Here is a 24,420-nt window from a genome sequence, read left to right on the forward strand (position 1 = left end):
TGGATCATACAATGTTATTACTTGTTGGTGGGGGGAAGGAAGAAGAAGGATTTTTTTTTTTTTTTACAAAGAGGGGGCGGGGAGATGTGAAAAAGAGAAGGGTTGAAAACAGAAAAGAGGGGGGGCAGGGGTGGTGGGAACAGCGGAAATATGCGGAAGGCGGTGGGAAAAGCGTTGTTCTCTACAGGTGTAAACACCCCAACCGTGGGTATTGTGATTAGGGGGGTTTATCCGCAAAAAAACAACCGCCGCTACAACCACATTACCACACACACCAACGTCGGGGTGTATACCAAAGAAGGTACAGATTTAGCTCAAGTTGTGGTTCATGGCGGCAGTGGCGGTGGCGGTAAAGTAACCCTGCAAAATACTACCGGCAATGAATGGTCCCATGAACTGGGGCACAACTTCGGTTTGGGTCATTATCCGTTCATGGCCTCGATTCACGATATGGAATCTGGCTGGGGTTGGGATGCGTTCCAGCAACGCTTTATCGGTAACCTGCACTGGAAAGGCGACGTTTACACCCAACAGCAAGGTGACGATATTGTGCCACCGTTTAAAGATGCGTTCCGTTTCCTGCGTGATGCGCAAAATGGCGGTGAACAAGAGTACGTTGGCACCATCAGCCGCTTTACCTTGGAGCATCCGGCTCAGTCACGCAAAGCACAGCGTTGGATGAACAACGGTTTTAACCTTGATAGCAACAGCCCAAGCGGTTATGTGCAGTGGGATCAGAGTACCCAACGTTATAAAGCGGTAGAAACCGATACACCGAAACCGCAGCAAGTGGGCGTACCCGTAGTTACTTTATTGGGGATTTACGATCCGCAGAATGAGAACCCTAGCCAAATCTATCCTCTGATTTACTCGAATTATGGCAACGTGTTTGAGCTGCCACAGCCAGAGCAAGGGGATTATCAGTTGGAAGGTTGGCAAGCGGTGGCGAACCTGACTCAGGCACAGCTCGATAGCGATATTTGGCAAACATTACGCATAGATGGTGAGCAGCAACGTTTGTGTAAGTTTACTTTCCAAGCGACCAATGGCGATAGATCGCAGTTTGTCGGTGGGGTTGAACCCAGCACCGACCGTTGTTCTGTTGGACGCGATGTGACATGGAACATCAACGTGAACATGACCTCTGCGCAAGGCGAGTATGAACTGCTTTCCAAGTATGGCCGCGGAGCGGTGACTTACACATCGACGGTCGATGTCGGTGAAGTGAGCCTATGTACACTCAATAAGTCTGGAAATGATCACGATGGAGCTGGATTTGTCGTCGGTAACCAATGTGAACAGATCGCAGGTGTGATGCATAAAAATGGCCAAACGTGGCGCTATGCCATTCGTGGCGATGAAGTGTTGCGTCCTACTTACCAGGTTCAGGGCCAGTGTCAGTTGGATGTTAAATTTGCAGATGGGATCCACGAATAAGTTCGATTAAGTGCCTCTCGCCACGCTGGCAATGAAAGTAACAAGTTCCACGTTAACTTATCGATGGAGAATGGAGTACCAACTCAAGTGAGTTTGCATTGTTCGGATCGCGGTGGTGAAACAGAACTGACTCGAATGACGCCAGATCAGAACCCGCCGCTGGATAAGCTCAAAGGCCCAATCATCATTGGCCAAGAGTACGGTTACAGCCAAGTGGTCGATATGACACCAACCTTCGCGCAGAATGAAACTCTGCTGAACACGGATTTTGCGACGATCGCTGAGTTTGATGCTTTTGTGGCCGAACACTATGGGCGTGGCGTTCTAAACAATGGCGTGACGAAAGCGGAGCGCCGAGCGGGGGCATTGTATGTCTACCCGAACCCAGAAACGGGTATGCGTGATTACTTTGTAATGCATATGGTAGATGCTGGCGCATTCCCGGCCGATCAAACCAGTAATCAAGGTTGGAAATACCTCGGTTCTGCAGATCGCTATGTGAATTTTGCTTTCAACCCAATCAAGCTCAATAGAGCGACTGGTGTGAGCATTGAAGCGCGTGTACAAAGCTACTTTGGTGTATCTCGCTTATTGACATGGGATGAGCGTACCTCAACCACTTGGGATAATGCGCAAAATGCGGTGTTTGTTGGGCAAATCGATGGTGAAAACCATTACTTTATCCAAAAACGCCCAGGAGAGGGGGAAGCTTTCCCGATGCTCGGAGAGTCAAACCTAGATTGGGTTTATCTTGGCAGCGACAGCACCATTCAAGCTTATCTTGCGGAATTAAATCGTGATTTAGCAAGCTTTGAACGTTCGTTACTGGAGTGGTATCAACAAGATGCGATGGGCGTGTGGGGCAGTGATGGCCAGCGTGGTCAAGTGAACGATATTTATCAATACGCTTTCCGTAGCGGCTATCATTACTACCGCTTGAAAGTGACTAAGTACGGTTATTTCCCTTACCCAACCGATCCCAATCCAACCAACAGTAGCTGGGAATATCTCGGTCAGTTTTAAGTTCCTCACTGGATCGTGAGGTAAAGTCGTAAAATGCGCCACTCGCTGTTAAGCGAGTGGCGTTAAGTTTTAATGAACGAGGTTTTTAAATAGATAGGTGCTCGTTAGCAAACGACTTTAATCGCTAAACCACCTTGGGACGTTTCACGATATTTGGCGTTCATATCTTTACCTGTCTCAAGCATAGTTTCGATCACTTTATCAAGCGAAACACGAGGTGCCGATGAGCGGCGTAGCGCCATACGCGTTGCGTTGATCGCTTTCACTGCAGCAATACCATTGCGCTCGATACAAGGCACTTGTACTTGTCCCGCGACAGGGTCACAGGTTAAGCCCAAGTTATGTTCCATCGCAATTTCAGCGGCCATGCAAACTTGTTCAGGGCTTCCACCCATCAGTTCTGCAAGGCCCGCGGCTGCCATCGAACAGGCAACACCTACTTCACCTTGACAACCCACTTCCGCACCAGAAATAGAAGCGTTACGTTTGTAAAGCCCACCGATAGCTCCAGAGGCAGCAAAGTAACGGATATAGTCTTTTTCAGTAACGGTCTGAATGAATTTATCGTAATAGGCTAACACTGCAGGAATAATACCGCATGCGCCATTAGTAGGTGCCGTCACTACACGCCCACCCGCGGCATTTTCTTCGTTCACTGCAAAAGCGTACATGTTTACCCAGTCAACGACCGCCATTGGATCATTAGTGGTTTTTTCTGAGGTCATTAACTGTTGACGAAGTGCTGCTGCTCGGCGTGGAACACGAAGAGGCCCTGGTAAGATACCTTCAGTATTCATACCGCGGTCCATACATTCGCGCATGGTTTTCCAAATATTGGCAAAGTAAGTACGAACTTCTTCATCAGAATGCAGTGCTTTTTCGTTAGCCATAACCAGCGTACTGATGGAAAGACCACTCTCTTTACATTGGTTCATCATCTCGTCAGCGCTAGTGAAGACATAAGGAACTTTAATTGGGTTCTCTTTTTCTTTACCAAAGTTCTCTTCGTCAACGATAAAACCACCGCCGATAGAGTAGTAGGTTTTTGAGTAAACGACTTCATCATCGATCCACGCGTGGATCTGCATGCCGTTTTCGTGCAAGGACAAATTCGTTTTGTGGAAATTCATTCCACCTTCTTTAGAAAACGATACGGTATGACAGTGCATACCAACGGGAAGACGCTCGGTTTCTTCAACGCGTGCGATAAAGCCTGGAATAGCATCAATATCAACTTTCTCAGGGGTATTACCAGCAAGACCCATGATGATAGCGATATCTGTGTGGTGACCTTTCCCTGTCAGTGATAATGAACCATAAACGTCCACGGTGATTTTAGTGATGTCGCGCAATTTTCCCATTGAACGTAAATCATCAATAAACTCTTTACCCGCTTTCATTGGTCCCACTGTGTGTGAGCTTGAAGGACCAACACCGATTTTATAGATATCAAATACACTAATCATATCGATTACCTCAAAAGTAAGCCCCCCTAGCTAAGAGGGAGGCTCATTATTATAGTTATGTTCTGTATGCAGTATTCATGACGGTTGATATAACCACCAGATTAAAGAGCGCCGTAGATTACAGAAGTAATAGCAGCAAGACCACAGATAGTTGTGAAAATCTGTACTGGTGCTGAAGTCTTGAACTTAGCCATTGCAGGGATCTTGTGCATTGCAAATACAGGCAGCAGGAACAAGATGCCAGCAATCATCGGTGCGCCCATGGTTTCAATCATGCCTAGGATGCTTGGGTTTACAATCGTTACGATCCAAGTTGTCAACACGATGAAGATCAGTGACATTTTTTCAATCTTGCTTACTGAGCTATTTGAGCGAGATTTAATCAAACCAACTAGGCCTTCATGTGCCCCTAAAAAGTGACCAAAGTAGCTAGAGGTAATCGCTGCAAAGGCAACAAGAGGACCCATGTAAGAGATGATTGGTGATTCATGGATGTTTGCTAGGTAAGAAAGCACAGAAATGTTTTGCTCTTTTGCTAACGCGAGTTGCTCTGGCGACAGAGACAGCACAACAGAAAACACGAAGAACATCACAAAACCCATCAGCATCATGGCCGAGCCACCAGTGATCATATCGGTTTTCTTAACCGCGTTGTCACCATGTTGTAGGCGTTGCTCTTTAGAGAACTGGCTAATGATTGGGCTGTGGTTGAATGAAAACACAATGATAGGAATTGCAAGCCAAACGATGGTTGGCATCGCAGACCAATCAGGTGCGACTTCAATCATAGAGGTGTTCCACTCTGGAATAAGGTAGAAAGAAAGTGCTAATAAAATGAAAACCAATGGATACACCATGGCAGACGTTGCTTTTAGCATCAGCTCTTTACCAAATACTACGCCAGCCGTCATTGCCACAATCAGCGCACCAGAAAGTAACCAACGAGGAATCGATTCCATACCAACTTGGTTAACAAGGAAGGAATCAACGGTGTTTGTGATACCAACGCCGTAGATAAGAACGATAGGGTAGATGGCGAAAAAGTATGCGAACGTAATAAGGTTTGCGCCAGTTTTACCAAAATGCTCTTCTACTGTGTCAGTAATATCAGAATCAACATTTTTTGAAGAAAGAACAAAGCGAGCTAAGCCTTTATGTGCGAACCAAGTCATTGGCGCCGCAATTAGGGCTAACATTACTAATGGCCAAAAACCACCCGCACCAGCTTTAATTGGAAGGAAAAGTACACCGGCACCAACGGCTGTACCAAAAAGTGAAAGACACCAAGTGAAATCTTTATAAGTCCACTTGCTAGAGGATTGTACGGCAGATGCCGACGAAGTTGTTGTGTTCATATTGTATTACTCATTTTTGGGAACAGGAAATAAGTCGAGCGCATTTTGCATAATTTTCTCATTCGAAAACTAGATCTAAATCATGTAACGTTCTGGCTTATTGAATGATATGTCAAAAACCCATTTTTGATCACGAAAATGGCGTGCTACATGTGAGTAATGTTAATGATTTGGATTAGTAAAAGTTATCAATATAATGCTTCGATTAACATTTATTCATGCCAAACGTTTGCTTTTGGGCGGGATAAGGAAAAATAATCATCCGTGTTATTTAAACTTATGGTTGAATAGTTTGAATATTAATGAGGTTGAATAACTTGTTTTTGCAAAACATGAATGATCTGCGCTGTCATCCCCCAAATAAAATGATGTTGATAAGGGATGGCGAAAACGCGATGTCGTTGATTTTTTACTTGAAATAATTCGCTATAGAGTTTGTTTCGATCAAACAGATGGTGGGCGGGAACTTCAAATATTTCGTCCACTTCATTGGTATCAATAATGGCCTTGTAATTGGGGTTGATAAAAGCAAGAAAGGGCGTCACTACAAATTTACTGACGGTAACCAATTCAGGCAGTTGCCCAAAAATAGTGATGTCGTTTGCTAGAATTCCAATTTCTTCTCTTACTTCACGAAGCGCAGTGATCTGCAGTGAGCCATCGACTTCCTCATATTTCCCGCCAGGAAAACTGATTTGTCCCGGATGATGTTTAAGGTGCGCAGCTCTTTTGGTTAATACCACATTTAAACCATTCTTCCGCTCAACAAAACCAATTAACACTGAAGCCTTGCGTAGGGTTTGAGGAGCAAGGTGTGCCACACGACGGATAGATTCTTCATGATAAGGCACAGGTTGTTGCAACTGAAAGCGCTGGATAAGCCGATCTTTTGTCAAGGGGGTCGCAGTCTGTACGCTGTTTCTCTTCATTTTCGTTACCTATTCGGATTTTGCGTCTACCTCTTTTTAGCCTAGTTCAATAAACCTTGGAAAGGTTAACGAGGTTGTTCGAGCACAGGTAAGATGCGGCTCAGTTTATCCAGTGTCTCCTGATATTCAAGCTCACACTGACTATCGGCAACAATACCGCCACCAGCCCAAACGTGCAGTTGTTGCTTCTCTGCCACCAAAGTTCGGATAGTAATACTGCTGTCCATTGTCCCGTGGCGGCTAATATAGGCGATGCTGCCACAGTAAGCGCTACGGCGGTGAGGCTCTAACTCCTCAATAATTCCCATTGCACGTACTTTTGGTGCGCCAGTAATTGAACCTCCGGGGAAGCTGGCTCTTAATAGATCGGCCGCGCAATAGGCAGAATCAAGTTCTGCGCGAATGGTACTCACAAGGTGATGCACGGCAGGAAAACTTTCAATATCGAACAGCTTAGGCACATGTACAGACCCCGGTTTTGCCACACGGCCAACATCGTTTCGTAATAGGTCAACGATCATCAAGTTTTCTGCTTGATCTTTTTCTGCGCAAGCAAGGTCTGCCGCGTTAGCGGCGTCAATGCTGGGGTTATCGCTTCTTGGTCGGGTGCCTTTTATCGGCTTAGTTTCGATAATGTTGTGTTTGACCTGCATAAAACGTTCGGGAGAGACACTCAAAATCGCTGACTTCTCTAAGCGAATAAAAGCCGAAAATGGTGCGCAATTAAACGCTTCCAGTTTTTGATAAGCTTGCCATTCACTGCCTTCATAATGCGCTTGAAAACGCTGTGCAAGGTTGATTTGATAACAATCACCACTGAGCAAATAGTGCTGGATTTGCTCAAATTTCCGTTGGTAGCTCTCTTTACTCATGTTGGATTGCCAATCAGAGCGTAAAGCAAAATGGCCGTTGTTTTTGGGGTTCTGAGTGTTGAGCCATTGCCATGCCTCATCAATATGATTGCCCACCACATAGGCGGCTTGGTGCAAATGATCAACGACCACAGCCCATTGATAGAGACCAATCGCCATATCAGGTGTGGATAGATCGTGCTCAGCGAGCGTTGGAATTCGTTCTATCTGCCGTCCTAAGTCATAGGCAAAATAACCGAGTGCACCGCCCACGAAAGGAAGGTCCATATCGCTTTGAACATCGGGCAAATACTGCTGCTGCAACTGTTTGAGCAGTTGGAATGGGTCTACCTGAGAATCATAACGAGACTGCGGTTCGCATACCGTCGTTTTATCCCCTTGTGTCACTAAGGTGACCAGTGGTTCAGCGACTAAAATATCAAAACGGCTATCGATATGCGTCTTAGAGGCGGAGCGCAACAGCATAGCCCACGGGCAGTCTTCGATTTTAGAAAACAATTGGTGAGCGAGATCGACATGGTAAGTCAGTGCGTTAACTTGGATATGATTGAATTCGTTGTTGTTCATTTGCGTAATTTGTGACAAAGAGACCGATCACTGCATGGCGTGTTGAGTAAAGCAAGAGTATCATAAAATGCAAATTAAAAGCTGCTACTTGATTGAATCACATCAATAAGTTGATTTTTTGCTGAGAAGCTTACCGCTTATTGAATGAGGAACACGCAACAGTCAAGGGAAGCATAACAATAACGAGGCACGCAATGACGGTAATTCGCAAGCAGGATGTGATCAGCAGTGTCGCTGACGCTCTTCAATATATCTCTTACTACCACCCTCTGGACTTCATTCAAGCGCTAGAAAAGGCTTATCACCGAGAAGAGAGTCAAGCTGCGAAAGATGCGATCGCACAAATTCTCATCAACTCGCGCATGTCAGCAGAAGGGCATCGACCCATTTGCCAAGATACCGGCATCGTAACCTGTTTTGTTAACATTGGTATGAATGTGCAATGGGAGTCTGATCTCACGGTGCAAGAAATGATTGATGAAGGAGTTCGTCAAGCGTACACCAATCCAGATAACCCATTGCGCGCTTCTATATTAATGGATCCTGCTGGTAAGCGTATTAATACCAAAGACAATACGCCTGCTGTCGTTCATATCAATATGGTGCCAGGAAATAAAGTCGACATTCAAATCGCAGCCAAAGGCGGCGGCAGTGAGAACAAAACCAAGATGGTAATGCTCAATCCTTCCGATGATATTGCTGAATGGGTAGAAAAAACCGTACCCTTGATGGGGGCGGGTTGGTGTCCTCCTGGTATGCTCGGCATTGGTATTGGCGGCACCGCGGAAAAGGCGGCTGTGCTTGCTAAAGAATCACTGATGGAGCATATCGATATTCAAGAACTGATTGATCGTGGTCCACAAAATGCGGAAGAAGAACTGCGTTTAGATATTTTTAACCGCGTGAATCGTTTAGGCATTGGTGCGCAAGGGCTTGGTGGCTTAACCACCGTTGTGGATGTAAAAATCAAAACAGCGCCGACTCACGCCGCGTCTAAACCTGTTTGTATGATCCCCAACTGCGCGGCGACCCGCCATGTTCACTTTACGCTAGATGGTACGGGCCCTGCTGAACTTACACCACCAAAGCTAGAAGATTGGCCACAAATTGTGTGGGATGCAGGGGCAAGCGCGCGGCGAGTTAACCTTGATGCGGTCACTAAAGAAGAGGTTCAAGAGTGGAAAACCGGTGAAACACTGCTTCTTTCCGGTAAGATTTTAACGGGCCGTGATGCTGCTCATAAGCGCCTCCAAGCGATGTTGCAAAATGGCGAAGGGCTACCTAAAGGCGTCGATCTAAAAGGTAAATTTATCTATTACGTTGGCCCCGTTGATGCGGTGGGTGATGAAGTTGTTGGTCCAGCAGGCCCGACCACATCGACACGTATGGACAAATTTACCGACATGATGCTTGATGAAACGGGCATTATGGGGATGATAGGCAAAGCAGAGCGTGGACCTGCGACGGTGGAGTCAATCAAAAACCACAAAGCGGTCTACTTGATGGCGGTGGGTGGCGCGGCTTACTTAGTGGCGAAAGCGATTAAGAAAGCACGCGTGGTGGCATTCGAAGATTTAGGTATGGAAGCCATTTATGAATTCGAAGTTGAAGATATGCCAGTCACGGTTGCGGTGGACTCGCGTGGCGCGAATGCTCACCAAATAGGCCCAGACACATGGAAAGTGAAGATTGCCGAAGCTCAAAAGAAAGCTTAATCTGATCTCATCGCGTTCTCACGATAACTGCAGCTTAGGCTGCAGTTATCGTCTATAAATCAATAGATAATTGAAATGCTCATTTGCAAAACTTAGGAGGGTAGATGCCTCGTTTTATTAAAATATTACAAATTATTATCGCTATTGTGGTTGGGGTTTTCCTCGGCTATGACCTTATTCTACATGGCATCAGCATCTTCGATGATAAGTACGTCACAATCACCTGCGTGTTATGGGTGATGCTTGAGGCTGCATTGTTTGTGATTTATAAATTAATAGAAGATGATTGATCCGATGTGAGCGGCTCAACATAGAACAGCGAATTTTTTGGCCAAAGAAGCCTAAGCCTCTGATTCTCGTCAGGGGCTTTTTGTTCATCTCCGATTAAGATGAATACACATAAAATAGCGTCATCAAATGAAGTGGAGTGAGTAAATGCAGCACATTCGTCGAGAAATGACTGATTTAATTAACCGTGGATTAGATTCGCACGTTCGAATTGCTGTCACAGGGTTATCGCGAGCGGGGAAAACGGCTTTTATTACCTCCTTAGTGAACCAATTACTGCACACCTCTACCCATGATAATTTACCGCTATTTTCCGCAACGCGTGACCGACGCATTGTGGGTGCAAAACGTGTCCCTCAAACTAACTTAATGGTTCCACGCTTTGCTTACGATGAAGCGATGTCACAGTTACACAGCGAACCGCCACATTGGCCTGTACCCACTCGTGACGTCAGCGAAATTCGCCTAGCGATCAAATACAAACCTAAAAAGCGCAGTAAAAAATTATTTGGTCACACGGCCACACTTTATCTCGATATCATCGACTATCCGGGTGAATGGCTGTTGGATCTGCCTCTGCTCGAAATGACCTATGAACAGTGGTCAGAACAGCAGTTTTCAGCGCTAAGTGAACTGCGTTCCTCATTAGCCGAGCCGTGGCTTGAGGGGTTAGCTAAACTTGATGTAACGCAAGACGCCAATGAGCAAAAGCTTGCTTCATTGTCGATGCTGTTTACGGAGTATTTGCACGCGTGTAAAAATGCCGGTTTGCATTGGGTTCAACCGGGGCGTTTTGTGTTGCCGGGAGAGCTAGAAGGTGCGCCTGTTCTGCAATTTTTCCCATGCCGTAATCCGTACGGTGAAGACAAGCCGGCTCCCAATAGTAATTACAGCATGTTAAAAGCACGCTATGAAGAATACCAAAACAAGGTTGTGAAAGCTTTTTACAAAAATTATTTTGCCACGTTTGATCGGCAGATTGTGTTAGTCGATTGCTTATCTCCACTCAATGATGGCTACGGCTCCTTTTTGGATATGCGTCGTGCGCTTGAACAGATTATGCATAGCTTTCGTTATGGTCGTAATGGTTTACTCAAGCGTCTGTTTGCACCCAAGATAGACAAAGTGCTGTTTGCCGCAACCAAAGCGGATCATGTCACTCCTGAACAACACCCGAATTTGGTGTCGTTACTGCAGCAGATGGTTCATCCTGCTTGGCAAAGCGCCGCCTATGAGAATATTGAGATGAGTTGCATCAGTATGGCATCGATACAGGCCACACAAGCGGGTTTTATTGATAGCGGTGAGCGCACCATTCCAGCCTTACAAGGTGTGACTCTCGATGGCGAAACCTTGACCATTTTTCCCGGCGATGTGCCGAAAAAGTTACCTAACAAAGAGTATTGGCACCATCAAGGGTTTGAATTCACCAGTTTTAAACCAAGAGCATTTAGCTGTGATGAACCTTGCCCTCATATCCGTTTAGATAAAGCGTTGGAATATTTAATTGGAGATAAGCTGAAATGAGTGATTTAAAAACCAAGCAAATCTTTAATCAAAGATTAGAACCACAACAGAAGAGTACGCCAGAGCTTACGGCTCAACAGCAGTTTCAAAATAATGAAGCCTTCATTCCAATGCCGATCAGCAATGAAGAGAGTGCTGCGGAAAAAGAGTTGGAGCAAATCATTCGTCCACCACAAGGTCGGAAATGGCGAGCTGCGGCATTCGTTATAAGCTTTGCAGGTTTAATCGGTTGGCAAGCTATCGATTCAGTTATCACGGCGATTCAATCAGCGGACTGGTTAGCATTGGGCTGGGCGGGATTTATTGCTGGTTTGGCATCGTTAGGCTTAAGTACCTTAATCAAAGAGCTGTGGAAGTTACGAGCACTTCGCCATCATTTTAGTATTCAAGAGCAAAGCGAACAGCTTATGCAAACCGACAGCGTTGGTCATGGGCTCGCGTTCTGCCAAGCTCTAGCTAAACAAAGTGGCATAAAAACCGAAAGCCCAGCCTATGATCGTTGGTTAAACAGCGTTAATGCTTCACACAGCGATGCTGAAATACTCGATATGTACGATGCTATGGTGGTGAGTGAACAAGATAAACAAGCAACCAAAATCGTCTCACAATATTCAACAGAAGCGGCAGCACTAGTGGCAATTAGCCCTTTAGCCATCGCAGATATGTTGTTAGTGGCATGGCGTAATTTTACTATGATTGATCAACTGGCAAAACTGTATGGAGTGCCATTGGGTTACTGGTCTCGTCTCTCTTTATTTAAGTCCGTATTGGTTAATATGGCAGCGGCAGGTGCCAGCGAACTCGCCATCGACGCCAGTATGGATCTCCTTTCTATGGATTTAGCCGGAAAAGTATCCGCGCGGGCAGGGCAAGGTTTAGGAGTGGGAATATTGACCGCTCGTCTTGGTTTGAAAGCCATGGCACTGCTCAGGCCGATGACATGGCAGCCAGACAGAAAAGTAAAATTAGGGGCGATTCGCAAACAGATCGTCGCAAGAATCGCCGCGCTTACGGTGAAATAAGCAACATTTATCAAATAATATGCCCGAATGTGAACCTCAAAACATGAGATAACTTGACGCCATACAAGGCTTGATAGAAACTACTGTCAACTTTTCCTGACACTTTTTATTAGGATTTTTAAGTGCGTCTTGAAGTCTCTTGTGAAGATAGACTCGGCCTAACCCGAGAACTGCTTGATATTCTTGCATCGAGAAACATTGATTTGCGTGGGATTGAAATCGATGTCATCGGCATTATTTACCTCAACTGCCCTGACATTGATTTTGAAACATTCAGTGAATTGATGGCTGAAATTCGCCGAATTTCTGGCGTAAAAGATGTTCGGAAAATTCAATTCATGCCCATGGAACGGCATAACACCGAGTTAATTTCATTACTCAACAACGTGCCTGATGCGGTGCTGGCGATTGATCTGAAAGGGTTTGTTGATATGGCAAACTATTCAGCGTTATCGCTGTTTAACAAAACAGAGAAAGAGGTGATAGGGCAGCCCATTTCTGCATTATTACCTTTCTTTAACCTATCACGCTGGCTTGAAGGCAACAAAGCACGACAACGTGAGGAGATCGTGCACGATGGTCTCGATTATCTGATGGAGATGATGCCTGTTTATATTACGGGTGAGTCGAAAGAATCCACCTTGGCAAGTACCATGATGATGATTCGTTCTAAAAGCCCTAGCGGCGTCGTCGATGATGCTTTGCCCTTACACAATAACCTTGGTTTTGAACATTTTGTCGGAGTGTCTAACCGCCATAAAGCGCTCATTAGCCAAGCTAAGAAGCTGTCAATGCTTGATCAACCTTTGCTTATAGAAGGCGAAACCGGAACGGGTAAAGAGATGTTGGCCAAGGCTTGTCATAATCGCTCTCACCGTGCCTCCTTTCCTTTCTTAGTTCTGAGTTGTGCTTCAATGCCGGATGATGTTGCGGAAACGGAGTTGTTTGGTCATGCGCCAGGGTCATTTAATCATCAACAAGGCCATAAAGGTATTTTTGAACAGGCGAATGGCGGCACTGTTTTTCTCGATGAAATCGGGGAGATGAGTCCTCATTTACAAATTAAACTACTGCGCTTCTTGCAAGATGGTACATTCCGCCGCGTTGGTGAGGAGCATGAAGTTCATGTTAATGTTCGTGTGATTGCCTCGACGCGCCACAAGTTGGCAGATTTAGCCGAATCAGGCGCATTTCGTGAAGATCTTTTTTATCGTCTGAATGTGTTAACTCTCCGTATTCCTACTTTGCGTGAGCGGTCTAACGACATTCAGCCATTGCTTGAACTATTTGTGGCGAAACACATTAAGAAAATGGGTATGGCCAAACCACTACTAGCGGAAGATTTGGCGGATCAGCTCTCTCATTACCAATGGCCAGGTAACGTACGACAGTTGGACAACATGGTGCTCAGGGCGCTAACGGAGATGTCTGATAATCAGTTAACAGTGGATCTCTTCCATCTGCCGCAGCTTGAAACCGTTCATACTGGCAATACCCATGTCAATCTTGATGGCTCATTAGATGACATTATGAAAGAGTATGAATCTCAAATTTTGGAACGTTTATATCAGTCTTTCCCTTCAAGCCGTAAGTTGGCCAAGCGTTTAAACGTATCACACACCTCTATCGCCAATAAGCTACGCGACTACGGAATTAGGAAAAATTGATGCAGTCATGCAGCACCTTGTCCCAAGTGTATGAAGTGGACAATGATATTTTAGTGCGAACCGCAAAACTTGAAGATGCGGAGATGATCGCCGCCTATTTTACGAGTAATCGTGAACATTTACGGCCTTGGGAACCTAAGCGAGAAGCTGCGTTTTTTGAGGCTCACGGTTGGGCACAGCGACTGATTAAACTCGGTGAGCTGCATAAAATGCAATTAGGCTATTATTTGCTCATCATCGATATTAACAGTGGTGACATGCTTGGCACCATTTCGTTTAGTAACCTCTCGCGCTTTCCATTTTATGCTTGTAATCTCGGCTATTCGTTAGCGAAGAATGCACAAGGTAAAGGCATCATGGGCCGTGCATTAAAAATGGCGTGCCACTACATGTTTAAGGTACAAAACCTACACCGTATCATGGCTGGTTATATGCCAATCAACAAACGCAGTGAAGCGGTGTTGATGAAAATGGGCTTTCAGACCGAAGGTCACGCTAAAAATTATTTGCTCATTGATGGCCAATGGGAAGATCACAACCTAACAGCATTGGTTAATGCTGATTGGCGCCCAAGCTAATGGGTTATCGTTTTAAAAGTAAAGCGGCTATATTCACAAGTCAGCTAAAACATTAAGGAAATTCAATGTCGTATTTGCCTTTGGATCAATACCAAAGAAAATGGATTTTCACTCACCAATCAATGCCAGTTCCTGAGCAAGATCTGGTGCATATTAAACCCATGTCTCAAGCCCGAGCAGCTCAGTTTTGGCTGGAAAATATCAGTGCTCAAAGCCCAGATTCAGAGAGGTTAAGTTCTCAAGATTGGCCTCGCAAAGCAGGCAGTTGGATCAATGAAATCAGTTGGATGAAAGAATGGGAAAGTGACGATGAATCATTACCCGTTGATATTTTGGCCCATATTGATTGGCAAAATGACGTGACCGTTTATTTTTGTTATGAAAAGTACAATATTATCGAAACCCAATGGTCGGCTTTTAAAAAATACTGGAAAAATTTCTTATTTTACGATGATGGACCAATCTTATTGGGGCGTCGCCGTGCTCAAGCGTTATGGTTTGGTTCAAATGGCAAAGTCAAATTGGGTAATAGAAAGTAACGAATAAACGAATAAAAAGCAGCTTAGGCTGCTTTTTATTCGTTCTACAGTACTCGAGAGTTATTTAATTGATACAAACTTTATAACATCACGCTACCCATTCTTTCCTATACTGATCATAAGAGATGTTCGGGAGGGCGCATGGACGATAAAATTCTCCAATCTGTTGTTGAAATTACGGGGCAGAAAAATGCGGTGTCATTGGGTTATTGTGTCATCAGCGCTCTAGTCGAGATGTTGCCTCTGAAGTCGGCCTGCTTAGAACATTACATTGGACCTCATTCCTATGTCATTGCAAAAGCTACTATCTGTAGCCGTATACCTGGAAAATTTGAGATTAACTGGGAATATGAGGGCGAGACGGTTCCAAGTTATGAACATAACCATTCTGATATCGAGCCCAAAATAGAAGATTTAGGTACAAACGGATACCATTGCATTTACCCTATTGCTATCAACGATAGTTTTTCTGCTAGGTTGTCTCTGATTCTAAAAGTTCCGCCCAAACAATATCGAATGCTCATTGAAGGCTTTGTTAAAATTTACCAAAATTACGTTTTATTATTGCATGAAAATGAGCGTGACAAGCTGACAGGGTTGCTGAATCGAAGGACGTTAGAGGATAGGTTGCGCCTTAGCTTTGATGTGCTTCCTGAAACGACGACAGTAGGCTCAGTGATGCCTTGGGTTGCCATCATTGATCTCGACCATTTTAAACGGATCAATGATAATTTTGGCCATCTGATTGGCGATGAAGTTTTGCTCTTGGTGGCTCAGCAAATGCAGAATTTTTTTCTTAATCAAGAACAACTGTTTCGGTTTGGTGGAGAAGAATTCGTCATTATTTTTCCTGCCAGTGAATATGAGGTCGTGTTAAACAGAACCGAGAGGTTTAGACAGCACATCGAGCAGTTTCGTTTTCCTCAGGTTCAACATATCACGCTTAGCATTGGTCTCTGCTCTATCTCGCCAAGAGAATATCTCTCAACGATTTTAGATAGAGCAGACAAAGCACTCTATTTCGCCAAAAACCACGGTCGCAATCAAGTACAATGTTATGAAGATCTGTTGCGTAACGGTGTATTCATTGCAAATGAAGAGGGGGACAGTAGTGCCGAACTATTTTGAACTGTTCACCTTATTTCTTCGCCGATAGCGTGCTACCCATTGAGGCCGTGATGATCATCGTAATGGCGATCCATTGCGTTAAGCTTAATTGTTCTTGAAGAATAATTAATCCAGCTAATGCGGCGATGGCGGGCTCTAAGCTCATTAACACACTAAAGTGTTGTGTAGACAAACGCTTTAAAGCCGACATTTCTAGGCAATAAGGTACCGCGCTTGAAAGAATCGCGACAGATAACGCCATAGGCAGTATTGACCACGTAAAAATAGACGCCTCTGATAATACAACGCCGATTGGAAACGCAAACAGGGCCGCAATTGTCATCCCTATCGCAACGGTTGCGCCTCCAGAACCGACACTCCCCGCCCTTTGACCAAACCATATGTAGGCTGCCCAGCATCCGCCAGCCGCTAAAGCCAGTGCAACGCCAATCGGATCAAGTGAATCGACACCCGTTAGATCGGGCAATAAAAAAACAATGCCCAGAATAGCAAGCGCAACCCAAATCAGATCTTTTTTGCGTTTAGATGAGAGAAATGCAATGAGTAATGGCCCAGAAAACTCCAACGCAACCCCAATGCCAAGAGGAATTCGTTCAATAGCAAAATAGAACATCAGTTGCATTCCACCTAGGCTTGCTCCGTAAATGATCATTGAGCGCCATTGTGAAAGAGAAAGTCGTAACTGCCATGGGCGAAAAATCATTAACAGTATTAATGCAGAGAGACCAACGCGCAGTGCAATTGTTCCACCTGGACCAACAATAGGAAATAGCTGCTTGGCTAGTGACGCGCCAGATTGAATGGTGGTCATGGCCAAGAGTAGAGTTAACACAGCCAAGAATATAGGGGATTTAATCGGTCGCATGCGCATCCATATGAAATAAAAGGAACGGGCCGATTATGCCTGAAAAATAAAGGGGTTAATAGGAACAACGAGCGGTGAATTAAAAGGGGATACCGTGAGTGCAAAACACTCACGGACCAAAAGATAAATAAGTGGGCTTGGCTTAGTGGATGTAGAAACGAGGGTTTGCCGTTCCCCAAATCGTATACAGTTCAGGGAATATGAGCTCTGCATTTTCTTCCAGCTCACTGACAGTGATTCGGCCTTGCTTTTGCGCGCCAAACAAGGTGGCTTCCTGATTAGGAAGGACGCCTTTCACATCGGTTACGTCAACCAATGTGGTGTTCATTGAAGTTACTCCAACCACCTTTGCTCGTTGACCGTTAATCAATACGTCACCGCGATTGCCCATTTTTCTTGGGTAACCATCTGAATAGCCAACAGGCAGATTTGCCAAAACACTCTCTTTGGTTACGCGGTATGTACTGTCATAGCCAACAGTGCTTCCTTTAGGAAGATGATGCAATGACGCAATACGTGTTTTGAATGAGACGATTGACGGATATTCCGGGTTAGTTGGTAAGTCGCCATATAGGACGCCGCCAGGACGTACCATATCAAGTTGTGCTTCCGGTACATTGAGAGCAGTGTAGGAGTTGGCAACATGCAAAATCAGCTCATCGCGTTTTAGGTTTGCTTGCTGAATCAACCAAGCTGAATTAGTATTAAAACTGGCCAACTTGCTGCGGATTTCATCTGGATTGTAATTGGGGAAATGCGTCATGATCCCAACAATTTGTATGTCGCTTTGGGTAGCAATCGCAATCGATTCTTGTTTTCCTGCATCGGTTGACATATCGATACCATTGCGTCCCATACCGCCATCATTTAATGCCAAATGTACTCTTATCGTTTTACCTTTTTGCTGGCTTAGCTGAGCGAGTTGCTCAGCTTGCATTTTGCTACCGATGAGCTCTTCGATATCTAACTCGACACTTTGTGCGATTTCATCAATACTCGCAGAGCGAACACGCATCAACTGGCCTTTAAACCCGCTCTCACGTACGGCTCTAGCCTCTGCATTACTGGTAATTGCGATACAAGGGATCCCTTGCGCGAGAATAGTTGGCATTAAACCGCGAATACCGTTGCCGTAAGCATCTGCCTTCATCACGGCGCAAATTTTAGTTTGGCTGTTGATGTGGCTCTTAAACTGCTCAATATTTTGTTTGAATTGGCCAAGATCGATCTCAAGCCAAGTATTGGATTGCTGAATTTCTTGTATAGAAGGCTCACTGACGTTAAGGCTTAAAGGTGCAGAAGTCGCTGAAAAAGAGGGTAAAGCCATGGCAATTGACAGTGTAAGAAAAGAGGCTTTGAAATTCATTCTATCTCCTAGGTAAGTAAAAACAAGAAAGCCCCGTTAGGGGCTAACTCTATTTTAGTTAAGTTTGAAACGCCCCATTGCGTCTTGCAATGTGACCGATAATTGACTGAGTTCGTGGCAAGCTTGCGCCGTTTGTTCTGAACCCTGCGCGACTTCTTGTGAAGCCGTATGGATATTTTCAATGTTGCGGCTTAGTTCATCGGCAACGGAATCTTGTTCACTACAAGCGCTGGCGATTTGTGTTCCCATATCCGCAATTTGAGCTACTGAGTTTTCAATTGAAACCATCAATTGCTGCGAGTGAGTTCCTTGAACGACGCAAGAGTCAATGCTGACGCGCGAACGTTCGGTTGCTTCTTTTGCTTCGCCTGCCATGGTTTGTAATTTTTCAATAATGGTTGTGATTTCGCCAGTTGAAGCTTGAGTTCTTCCCGCAAGGGTGCGCACTTCATCTGCAACAACAGCAAAGCCTCGGCCAGATTCACCGGCGCGGGCTGCTTCAATCGCAGCGTTCAGTGCCAATAGGTTTGTTTGCTCAGCGATGTTACGAATAACGTCAAGTACCACGTTAATTTGTGTAGATTGTTGTTCTAAATTTGCAACGGTTTCGCCAGCCTGACCAATAATTGTAGCCACTTGTTGAATGGAGCTCACCATCGCGGCATTGTCTGTCGCACCCTCTTTGGCTTTAGTGTTGGCACTACTTGCTTGTGATGCTGAGTCTTCCGTGTTGCGTGCTACATCGGCCACTGCGGCTTTCATTTGCGTCATCGCTGTTGCGACTTGTGTGATCTGATATTGCTGCTCTTTCATACCTTGAGCTGAGATATTGGAGATTTGACTCATCTCTTCCACAGCACTACTCAGTTGTGTTACAGCGGAGATGATCTCTTCGATCAGTTGACGTAAATTGTTCTGCATCTTTTGTGAGGCATCGGCAAGTTCACCTAATTCGTCATTGCCAATAGCATTACGATCGATCTGTTTTGCTAAGTTACCTTCTGCAATCGCGTTTGCTTGGTCAACAACTAATCGTAAAGGTCCACAAATTATGCGAGTCAAGAAGAGGGTGATAATGACCATGACGACGATAATGGAAACATTACTGATACTTGATGAAGTGTTCAGTGTGTCAACTGCTTTAAGAATATAGCTTTTGTTGCCATCCATTGCTTTTTGCAAGATGCCAATCAGCGTTTTTATGTCGGCTTCAATTTTCGTGAAAGTTTCAAGCGATTGATTCAGTAGTTTGTGGGCATCGCTTTTATTATTGCTTTCTAAAGCCTGATTAAACTGAGTCACAATGTTTATATAACTATCCCAGTTACTCATCAGTTTTCTAAATGTCTGCTCTTCTTCGCCTGGCCAAACACTTTTACCATACTGTTTTAAACCTGCATCAACCTCTTGTTGTAATTGACGGCTAGTCACTAGGCGTTGTTTCACTTCGTTTATATCATCGGTGAGCAAGGAAGCAAACTGCGTACGACGCCAATAGGAGAGTTTATCTCCCATTGAATCTACGTGTTGTAGTGCAGGCAGTGTATCGTCGGCAAAATTCACCAACTGACTTTTGACTTCTTGGAGTTCGCTATATAAAAACCAAGCGAAGAGGATGTTGATTAAAGCGATGAGGCTAAATGAGCCTGCAATTTTCTGTCTGATGGATAGATTTTTTAAAAACATGAATGAGTTACCTTTGATTGTTTTTGTCAAAAGTCGCTTGAGCGAACAACATCCATTTACCGACAATGTGATCTATATCCTAATTGGTCGCGGATATTATCATGTTATCTATAAATTGACGATACCTATACTATTAAAGTAGCAGATGTTTGATTGTGCAAAGATAAAACGATTGATTAATTTTAATGATGTGAGGGTGGTTGATTATTGGTTTAACACCTAAGCGTGGTGAGAGGATTTGCAAGCGACCCCTCATTCTGAGTATTTGCCTTAGTGGTAATCGTTGTTCATTGATCTAACACCAAACTTTTTGCTGAGTAACTGTAACATAATGGCAACGTTGTTCGAGATTCAAGTACACCTTTAATTATCGTTTCTATGAGTACTCAGGAAGAGTTTATATGGTGCGTCCTTACTTAAAATTTATCATCCCTATTTTAGTTCCATTACTTATTTTATTGTTGCCTATGACCGCTTTCCCTTTTGAAGGGATGACCGTAATACAGCAGCGAGTGATTGCCATCTTTTTGCTCGCCGCTCTTTGTTGGGTATTTGAACCGATCCCAATCTATGCCACATCGGTAGTCGTGATCGTGCTAGAGCTCCTAATGGTATCGGATAAAGGTATCTGGTTTATGAGGCTTGCTGAGGGAGAAGCTCATTTTGGTGGCTTGCTAAAACATACTGATATCATGGCGACGTTTGCCAGCCCAATTATTATGTTGTTTTTGGGTGGCTTTTTCTTAGCCATGGCCGCCACTAAGTATCGCTTGGATGTCAACCTTGCACGAGTGCTGCTCAAACCATTTGGCCAGAACCCCAAGTATGTCATGTTAGGCTTGATGTTAATTACTGGCATCTTCTCGATGTTTATGTCCAATACCGCAACAACAGCGATGATGCTTTCGATCTTAACACCAGTCATCGCAGTGTTTGGCCCAAAAGATCCAGGGCGAATTGCTTTTGCTTTGTGTATTCCGGTCGCCGCTAATATTGGCGGTATAGGTACACCAATAGGTACTCCTCCCAATGCGATCGCATTGAAATATCTGGTCGGTGAAAATTTAATTACCTTTGGTGAATGGATGGCCTTTGGGGTGCCGTTTGTGATCATAATGATGGCACTCGCATGGGTATTGATTAGCGCCATGTTTAAAGCAGAGCAACAAAAAATTGAATTGACCATTAAAGGTAAATTTTTAAAAACACCAAAAGCCATTATTGTGTATGTCACCTTTGCTCTGACCATTCTTCTTTGGTTGATGGGCTCAACCCATGGTATGAACTCTTATACTGTTGCACTGATACCTGTGGCTGTCTTTTCTCTTACTGGCATCATCAACAAAGAAGATCTAAAGAAAATTTCTTGGGATGTGTTGTGGTTAGTGTCTGGTGGTATTGCGCTAGGACTTGCATTAGACAAAACGGGGTTAGCGCAACTAGTGGTGAACAGCATTCCTTTTGCACAGTATTCACCTTACGTTGTTTTATTTGGTGCGGCATTTTTGTGTCTCATTATGGCCAATTTTATGTCACATACCGCCACCGCGAACTTATTAATGCCGATTATGGCCGCGCTTGGTGCTTCAATGACTTCGCTTACTCCACTAGGTGGAGAAATCACGTTGATTCTCGTGGTTACCTTTGCTGCATCACTTGGTATGTCATTACCTATCAGTACACCACCTAATGCGTTGGCGCATGCTACCGGGCACGTTCAAAGTAACCAAATGGCTAAAGTAGGGGTTGTCCTCGGTGTGATTGGGGTGCTGCTCAGTTTTGTTATGGTTTGGTTACTTCATGCGGTTGGTCATATCGGTTAGGTAGCATTATGTCGGATAAAAGACTTGTTGCACTCATTGATCGTTATTTCCGCCATCCTGAACGGATGGTGAAACTGCCTGCGGGAAGTATTGTCATTGAGCAAGAAGGCTATAATGATCGACTCTATTTCGTATGGTCGGGAGAATTGAGTGGCTATTACAACGAAAAAGGCGATAAACCGATAAAAGTTTTTTCAGCCGGTGCAGGTGCTTTTATTGGCGTACACAGTTTTTTTTCTGGTGAATGGATAGCTTCTTCAACAGTGGTGGCTGAATCTACGGTAGAGCTTGCCTGGATCGACCGAACTACGGCCGTCTTAGAAGAAGATCAATATGGACCTTTAACCGCCCAGTTTACCCCCGTTATTGTGAATGAATTATCCCGCCGTCAACGACGCGCAACTCAAGAATCAGTGGCAAAAGAAAAAGCATTAGAAAGGTTATATTCGGCTGAGCAAATGACGACCTTGGGCCAGTTAGCGGCGGGCATTGCCCATGAATTGAACAATGCCATCGGGGTAGTGAGTAGCAAATCTGAGCGATTAGAAGTACTGTTTATGGAGCTGCTCGAAGAGGTTCATCCTGAAGCGAGCCTCTTTTTCGATTTTGGCTTGATGTATGGTCAGAAAGTATCGTCAAACGAAGCTAGAAGGCGAGGTGCTCTTTTCGAAAAGCAATACGCCCTGCCTAAAAATGTGGCAAGAGATTTAGCAAAAGCGGTTCCAGAAGACTACTTATCTTCGCACTGGCTGAAAAATCCACATTTAGCTATCCGTTATTGGCAAATGGGCCGTGACTTGCATGATTTACGTTTGGCCTCTAAACATACTGTTGGCATTGTTAAATCAGTAAAACAACTGGGCCGAACTGAAATTACTCAAGATGAAGAGTTCGATATTAACGATACGATCAATCGAGCATTGGCACTATTACAGAGTGATTTACGACGTGTCAGTGTCCGTATTAGGCCTGCTGCATTACCCTTATTTAAAGGATCTCAGACAGAGCTAGTACAAATTTGGGTAAACATCATCAAAAATGCCTGTGATGCGATGGCTAACATAGCAGAGCCAATGATAGAGATACAAACCAAATTAAGTAAACAACGTATATTGGTAACCATTGCTAATAACGGTCCTGAAATTAACGAAGCCACTAGACGGAAAATATTCCAACCAAGCTTCACCACCAAAAAAGGAGGGTTGTCGTTTGGTTTGGGACTAGGGTTATCAATAGTGAAACGCATTGTTTCTGGGTATGGTGGAAATGTCGTACTCAAAAGTGACAATGAAAGAACAATATTTAGAATTAAATTACCCACGGAGAGCGATTATGGAGAAGCTTAATATCATTTGTGTCGATGATCAAAGGGAAGTATTAAGTGCGATACTGCAAGATCTTCAACCACTCACTTCTTGGTTGAATATTGAAGATTGTGAATCGGCTTATGAAGTATTGGATCTAATGGATGAGTTTGACGAACAAGGTGAGCATATTGCGCTGCTGATGTCAGATCATGTGATGCCAGGAAAGACAGGAGTCGAATTATTAACCGAGGTCGCAGCAGATTCCAGATTTAAGAAAACAAAGAAAATTCTGTTAACAGGGCAAGCAACACACACAGATACGATCAATGCGATTAACACTGCAGGTGTAAATAGGTATTTTGAGAAACCATGGAATGCGAAAGAGCTGGTAGATTGTGTTCGCACTTTAGTGACAGAATTCATCTTTGAAGTAGGTTTAGATTATAAAGACTATCACAACGAATTAGATCAGAAAATAGTGCTAGCAAAACTGAGATAAGTGAATAATGCCCAAATAACTTTAACGGCGGCTATTAAAGTGTTTGGGTATTAATCGATGATATTAAAATGGCCAATAAGCTTGTCATCAGCATTCAATATTTGTCCTTGAGAAGATTCTTCATCATAAATAAAATTGAGATGAAGAGTGTCTAAATTGCAATTTATCTGACTTAATATATGACGTGTCAATATGTCACTATTAAGTTGATGAATAGTCGCATTCCAAGAGCAATGTTTAATATTAAAATGAATATTCATAGTGAGCGTAATTTTTGTGTTGCTTTAGATTTAGCAAACCAAAAACGCTTTCTACCAGTTGTACGAGACATAGTAGATCTCCTTTGTAAAAATGAAAATATTACATAGATAGAAATAGGATTGTCAAAACGGTTTATGCAAAAATGGCTGAATGTTCGAACGGGATAAGCAGAGGGAACGGAGCAGAAGTTTGAGCGATAACGTTGATAACTATAATTTATAATCTAGGTAAAAATAAGAGCGCTGGCGTGGTGCCAACGCTCACACATTCATGCGAAATTATTCAGCACGTACGTTAGCAGCTTGAGGACCTTTAGCACCTTGTTCTACAACAAAAGATACTTTTTGGCCTTCTGCTAAAGTTTTGAAACCTTCAGAAGCGATAGCGCGGAAGTGTACGAATACATCTGGACCGCCGTTGCTTTGAGAAATGAAACCAAAACCTTTAGTTTCGTTGAACCATTTTACAGTGCCAGTAGTAGTGTTAGACATGTTATGTCC

20 protein-coding genes and 1 pseudogene are annotated in these 24,420 nt (G+C 44.1%); 12 read left to right on the top strand and 9 right to left on the bottom strand.

Annotation, left to right across the window (positions count from 1 at the left end; all coding sequences use genetic code 11):
- Nucleotides 1–108: 108 nt before the first annotated feature.
- Nucleotides 109–2,460: pseudogene (locus AACU59_RS11715) on the top strand (M66 family metalloprotease); the annotation flags it as partial.
- A 104-nt stretch (nucleotides 2,461–2,564) separates the two neighbouring features.
- On the opposite strand, the gene AACU59_RS11720 reads toward AACU59_RS11715, so the two are convergent.
- The 4 genes from AACU59_RS11720 to pabB form a co-directional block, all read right to left on the bottom strand.
- Nucleotides 2,565–3,926, bottom strand: coding sequence for an L-serine ammonia-lyase (locus AACU59_RS11720; protein WP_094145279.1), 1,362 nt, complete (start codon nucleotides 3,924–3,926; stop codon nucleotides 2,565–2,567).
- A 101-nt stretch (nucleotides 3,927–4,027) separates the two neighbouring features.
- A complete protein-coding gene (locus AACU59_RS11725; protein WP_017047579.1) occupies nucleotides 4,028–5,281 on the bottom strand; it encodes an aromatic amino acid transport family protein in 1,254 nt (417 codons plus the stop codon).
- A 299-nt stretch (nucleotides 5,282–5,580) separates the two neighbouring features.
- The gene (locus AACU59_RS11730; RefSeq protein ID WP_017044764.1) at nucleotides 5,581–6,210 is read right to left on the bottom strand and encodes a CoA pyrophosphatase; all 630 of its coding nucleotides are present in this window, start codon (nucleotides 6,208–6,210) and stop codon (nucleotides 5,581–5,583) included.
- Nucleotides 6,211–6,275: 65 nt separating this feature from the next.
- Nucleotides 6,276–7,667: an aminodeoxychorismate synthase component I gene (gene pabB, locus AACU59_RS11735; protein WP_094145813.1), complete on the bottom strand. Its 1,392-nt coding sequence runs from the start codon at nucleotides 7,665–7,667 to the stop codon at nucleotides 6,276–6,278.
- A 176-nt stretch (nucleotides 7,668–7,843) separates the two neighbouring features.
- Between pabB and AACU59_RS11740 the strand changes: the two genes are divergently transcribed.
- The 8 genes from AACU59_RS11740 (at nucleotide 7,844) to AACU59_RS11775 (ending at nucleotide 16,113) form a co-directional block, all read left to right on the top strand.
- Nucleotides 7,844–9,364 (top strand): fumarate hydratase, encoded by a 1,521-nt coding sequence (locus AACU59_RS11740; RefSeq protein ID WP_010320695.1) that lies wholly within the window; start codon nucleotides 7,844–7,846, stop codon nucleotides 9,362–9,364.
- Nucleotides 9,365–9,468: 104 nt separating this feature from the next.
- On the top strand, nucleotides 9,469–9,654 hold the full coding sequence (locus AACU59_RS11745; protein WP_010320694.1) for a hypothetical protein: 186 nt from the start codon (nucleotides 9,469–9,471) through the stop codon (nucleotides 9,652–9,654).
- A 145-nt stretch (nucleotides 9,655–9,799) separates the two neighbouring features.
- The gene (locus AACU59_RS11750; protein WP_094145829.1) at nucleotides 9,800–11,179 is read left to right on the top strand and encodes a YcjX family protein; all 1,380 of its coding nucleotides are present in this window, start codon (nucleotides 9,800–9,802) and stop codon (nucleotides 11,177–11,179) included.
- A complete protein-coding gene (locus tag AACU59_RS11755) occupies nucleotides 11,176–12,201 on the top strand; it encodes a YcjF family protein (RefSeq protein WP_094145828.1) in 1,026 nt (341 codons plus the stop codon). The genes AACU59_RS11750 and AACU59_RS11755 overlap by 4 nt, the downstream gene beginning before the upstream one ends.
- Before the next feature lie 122 nt (nucleotides 12,202–12,323).
- Entirely contained in the window at nucleotides 12,324–13,868 is a 1,545-nt protein-coding gene (gene tyrR, locus AACU59_RS11760) for a transcriptional regulator TyrR (protein WP_017047584.1), read from the top strand.
- Nucleotides 13,865–14,446 carry a ribosomal protein S5-alanine N-acetyltransferase gene (gene rimJ / locus AACU59_RS11765; RefSeq protein WP_094145827.1) on the top strand — a complete coding sequence of 194 codons (582 nt, stop codon included), beginning with the start codon at nucleotides 13,865–13,867 and terminating at the stop codon, nucleotides 14,444–14,446. The genes tyrR and rimJ overlap by 4 nt, the downstream gene beginning before the upstream one ends.
- Nucleotides 14,447–14,511: 65 nt before the next feature.
- Nucleotides 14,512–14,985 (top strand): DUF2947 domain-containing protein, encoded by a 474-nt coding sequence (locus AACU59_RS11770; protein WP_161437645.1) that lies wholly within the window; start codon nucleotides 14,512–14,514, stop codon nucleotides 14,983–14,985.
- A 141-nt stretch (nucleotides 14,986–15,126) separates the two neighbouring features.
- A complete protein-coding gene (locus AACU59_RS11775; RefSeq protein WP_094124803.1) occupies nucleotides 15,127–16,113 on the top strand; it encodes a GGDEF domain-containing protein in 987 nt (328 codons plus the stop codon).
- Nucleotides 16,114–16,123: 10 nt separating this feature from the next.
- On the opposite strand, the gene AACU59_RS11780 is transcribed toward AACU59_RS11775, so the two are convergent.
- The 3 genes from AACU59_RS11780 to AACU59_RS11790 all read right to left on the bottom strand — a co-directional run bounded on the left by AACU59_RS11780 (nucleotide 16,124) and on the right by AACU59_RS11790 (nucleotide 20,030).
- Entirely contained in the window at nucleotides 16,124–16,978 is an 855-nt protein-coding gene (locus tag AACU59_RS11780) for an EamA family transporter (RefSeq protein ID WP_094144675.1), read from the bottom strand.
- Between the two features lie 142 nt (nucleotides 16,979–17,120).
- Complete coding sequence (alr, locus tag AACU59_RS11785; protein WP_094144674.1) at nucleotides 17,121–18,344, bottom strand: alanine racemase; 1,224 nt, start codon at nucleotides 18,342–18,344, stop codon at nucleotides 17,121–17,123.
- 54 nt (nucleotides 18,345–18,398) lie between these two features.
- Complete coding sequence (locus AACU59_RS11790; RefSeq protein ID WP_026027984.1) at nucleotides 18,399–20,030, bottom strand: methyl-accepting chemotaxis protein; 1,632 nt, start codon at nucleotides 20,028–20,030, stop codon at nucleotides 18,399–18,401.
- A gap of 404 nt (nucleotides 20,031–20,434) precedes the next feature.
- Between AACU59_RS11790 and AACU59_RS11795 the strand changes: the two genes are divergently transcribed.
- From AACU59_RS11795 to AACU59_RS11805, 3 genes are read left to right on the top strand one after another with little or no spacing between them, the layout of a single operon-like run.
- Nucleotides 20,435–21,853, top strand: coding sequence for an SLC13 family permease (locus tag AACU59_RS11795; protein ID WP_026028719.1), 1,419 nt, complete (start codon nucleotides 20,435–20,437; stop codon nucleotides 21,851–21,853).
- A gap of 8 nt (nucleotides 21,854–21,861) precedes the next feature.
- Nucleotides 21,862–23,199 carry an ATP-binding protein gene (locus tag AACU59_RS11800; RefSeq protein WP_094144803.1) on the top strand — a complete coding sequence of 446 codons (1,338 nt, stop codon included), beginning with the start codon at nucleotides 21,862–21,864 and terminating at the stop codon, nucleotides 23,197–23,199.
- Nucleotides 23,186–23,659, top strand: a complete 474-nt coding sequence (locus tag AACU59_RS11805) for a response regulator (protein ID WP_010317964.1) — start codon at nucleotides 23,186–23,188, stop codon at nucleotides 23,657–23,659. The genes AACU59_RS11800 and AACU59_RS11805 overlap by 14 nt, the downstream gene beginning before the upstream one ends.
- Before the next feature lie 50 nt (nucleotides 23,660–23,709).
- Here AACU59_RS11805 and AACU59_RS11810 read toward each other — a convergent pair whose 3' ends face one another.
- Complete coding sequence (locus AACU59_RS11810) at nucleotides 23,710–23,919, bottom strand: hypothetical protein (protein ID WP_013856790.1); 210 nt, start codon at nucleotides 23,917–23,919, stop codon at nucleotides 23,710–23,712.
- A 279-nt stretch (nucleotides 23,920–24,198) separates the two neighbouring features.
- Nucleotides 24,199–24,411 carry a transcription antiterminator/RNA stability regulator CspE gene (gene cspE / locus AACU59_RS11815; protein ID WP_010317961.1) on the bottom strand — a complete coding sequence of 71 codons (213 nt, stop codon included), beginning with the start codon at nucleotides 24,409–24,411 and terminating at the stop codon, nucleotides 24,199–24,201.
- Nucleotides 24,412–24,420 lie beyond the last annotated feature (9 nt).

It is taken from the genome of Vibrio sp. V23_P3S9T160, assembly GCF_963886625.1.
Lineage (GTDB): Bacteria > Pseudomonadota > Gammaproteobacteria > Enterobacterales > Vibrionaceae > Vibrio > Vibrio anguillarum.

Coding starts and splice junctions, on each gene's coding strand:
- AACU59_RS11740 (WP_010320695.1), top strand. CDS start 7,844: ATGACGGTAATTCGCAAGCAGGATGTGATCAGCAGTGTCGCTGACGCT.
- AACU59_RS11805 (WP_010317964.1), top strand. CDS start 23,186: ATGGAGAAGCTTAATATCATTTGTGTCGATGATCAAAGGGAAGTATTA.
- AACU59_RS11790 (WP_026027984.1), bottom strand. CDS start 20,030: ATGTTTTTAAAAAATCTATCCATCAGACAGAAAATTGCAGGCTCATTT.
- AACU59_RS11810 (WP_013856790.1), bottom strand. CDS start 23,919: ATGAATATTCATTTTAATATTAAACATTGCTCTTGGAATGCGACTATT.
- AACU59_RS11800 (WP_094144803.1), top strand. CDS start 21,862: ATGTCGGATAAAAGACTTGTTGCACTCATTGATCGTTATTTCCGCCAT.
- AACU59_RS11755 (WP_094145828.1), top strand. CDS start 11,176: ATGAGTGATTTAAAAACCAAGCAAATCTTTAATCAAAGATTAGAACCA.
- AACU59_RS11720 (WP_094145279.1), bottom strand. CDS start 3,926: ATGATTAGTGTATTTGATATCTATAAAATCGGTGTTGGTCCTTCAAGC.
- cspE (WP_010317961.1), bottom strand. CDS start 24,411: ATGTCTAACACTACTACTGGCACTGTAAAATGGTTCAACGAAACTAAA.
- alr (WP_094144674.1), bottom strand. CDS start 18,344: ATGAATTTCAAAGCCTCTTTTCTTACACTGTCAATTGCCATGGCTTTA.
- AACU59_RS11725 (WP_017047579.1), bottom strand. CDS start 5,281: ATGAACACAACAACTTCGTCGGCATCTGCCGTACAATCCTCTAGCAAG.
- AACU59_RS11745 (WP_010320694.1), top strand. CDS start 9,469: ATGCCTCGTTTTATTAAAATATTACAAATTATTATCGCTATTGTGGTT.
- AACU59_RS11750 (WP_094145829.1), top strand. CDS start 9,800: ATGCAGCACATTCGTCGAGAAATGACTGATTTAATTAACCGTGGATTA.
- AACU59_RS11775 (WP_094124803.1), top strand. CDS start 15,127: ATGGACGATAAAATTCTCCAATCTGTTGTTGAAATTACGGGGCAGAAA.
- AACU59_RS11780 (WP_094144675.1), bottom strand. CDS start 16,978: ATGCGACCGATTAAATCCCCTATATTCTTGGCTGTGTTAACTCTACTC.
- AACU59_RS11770 (WP_161437645.1), top strand. CDS start 14,512: ATGTCGTATTTGCCTTTGGATCAATACCAAAGAAAATGGATTTTCACT.
- AACU59_RS11730 (WP_017044764.1), bottom strand. CDS start 6,210: ATGAAGAGAAACAGCGTACAGACTGCGACCCCCTTGACAAAAGATCGG.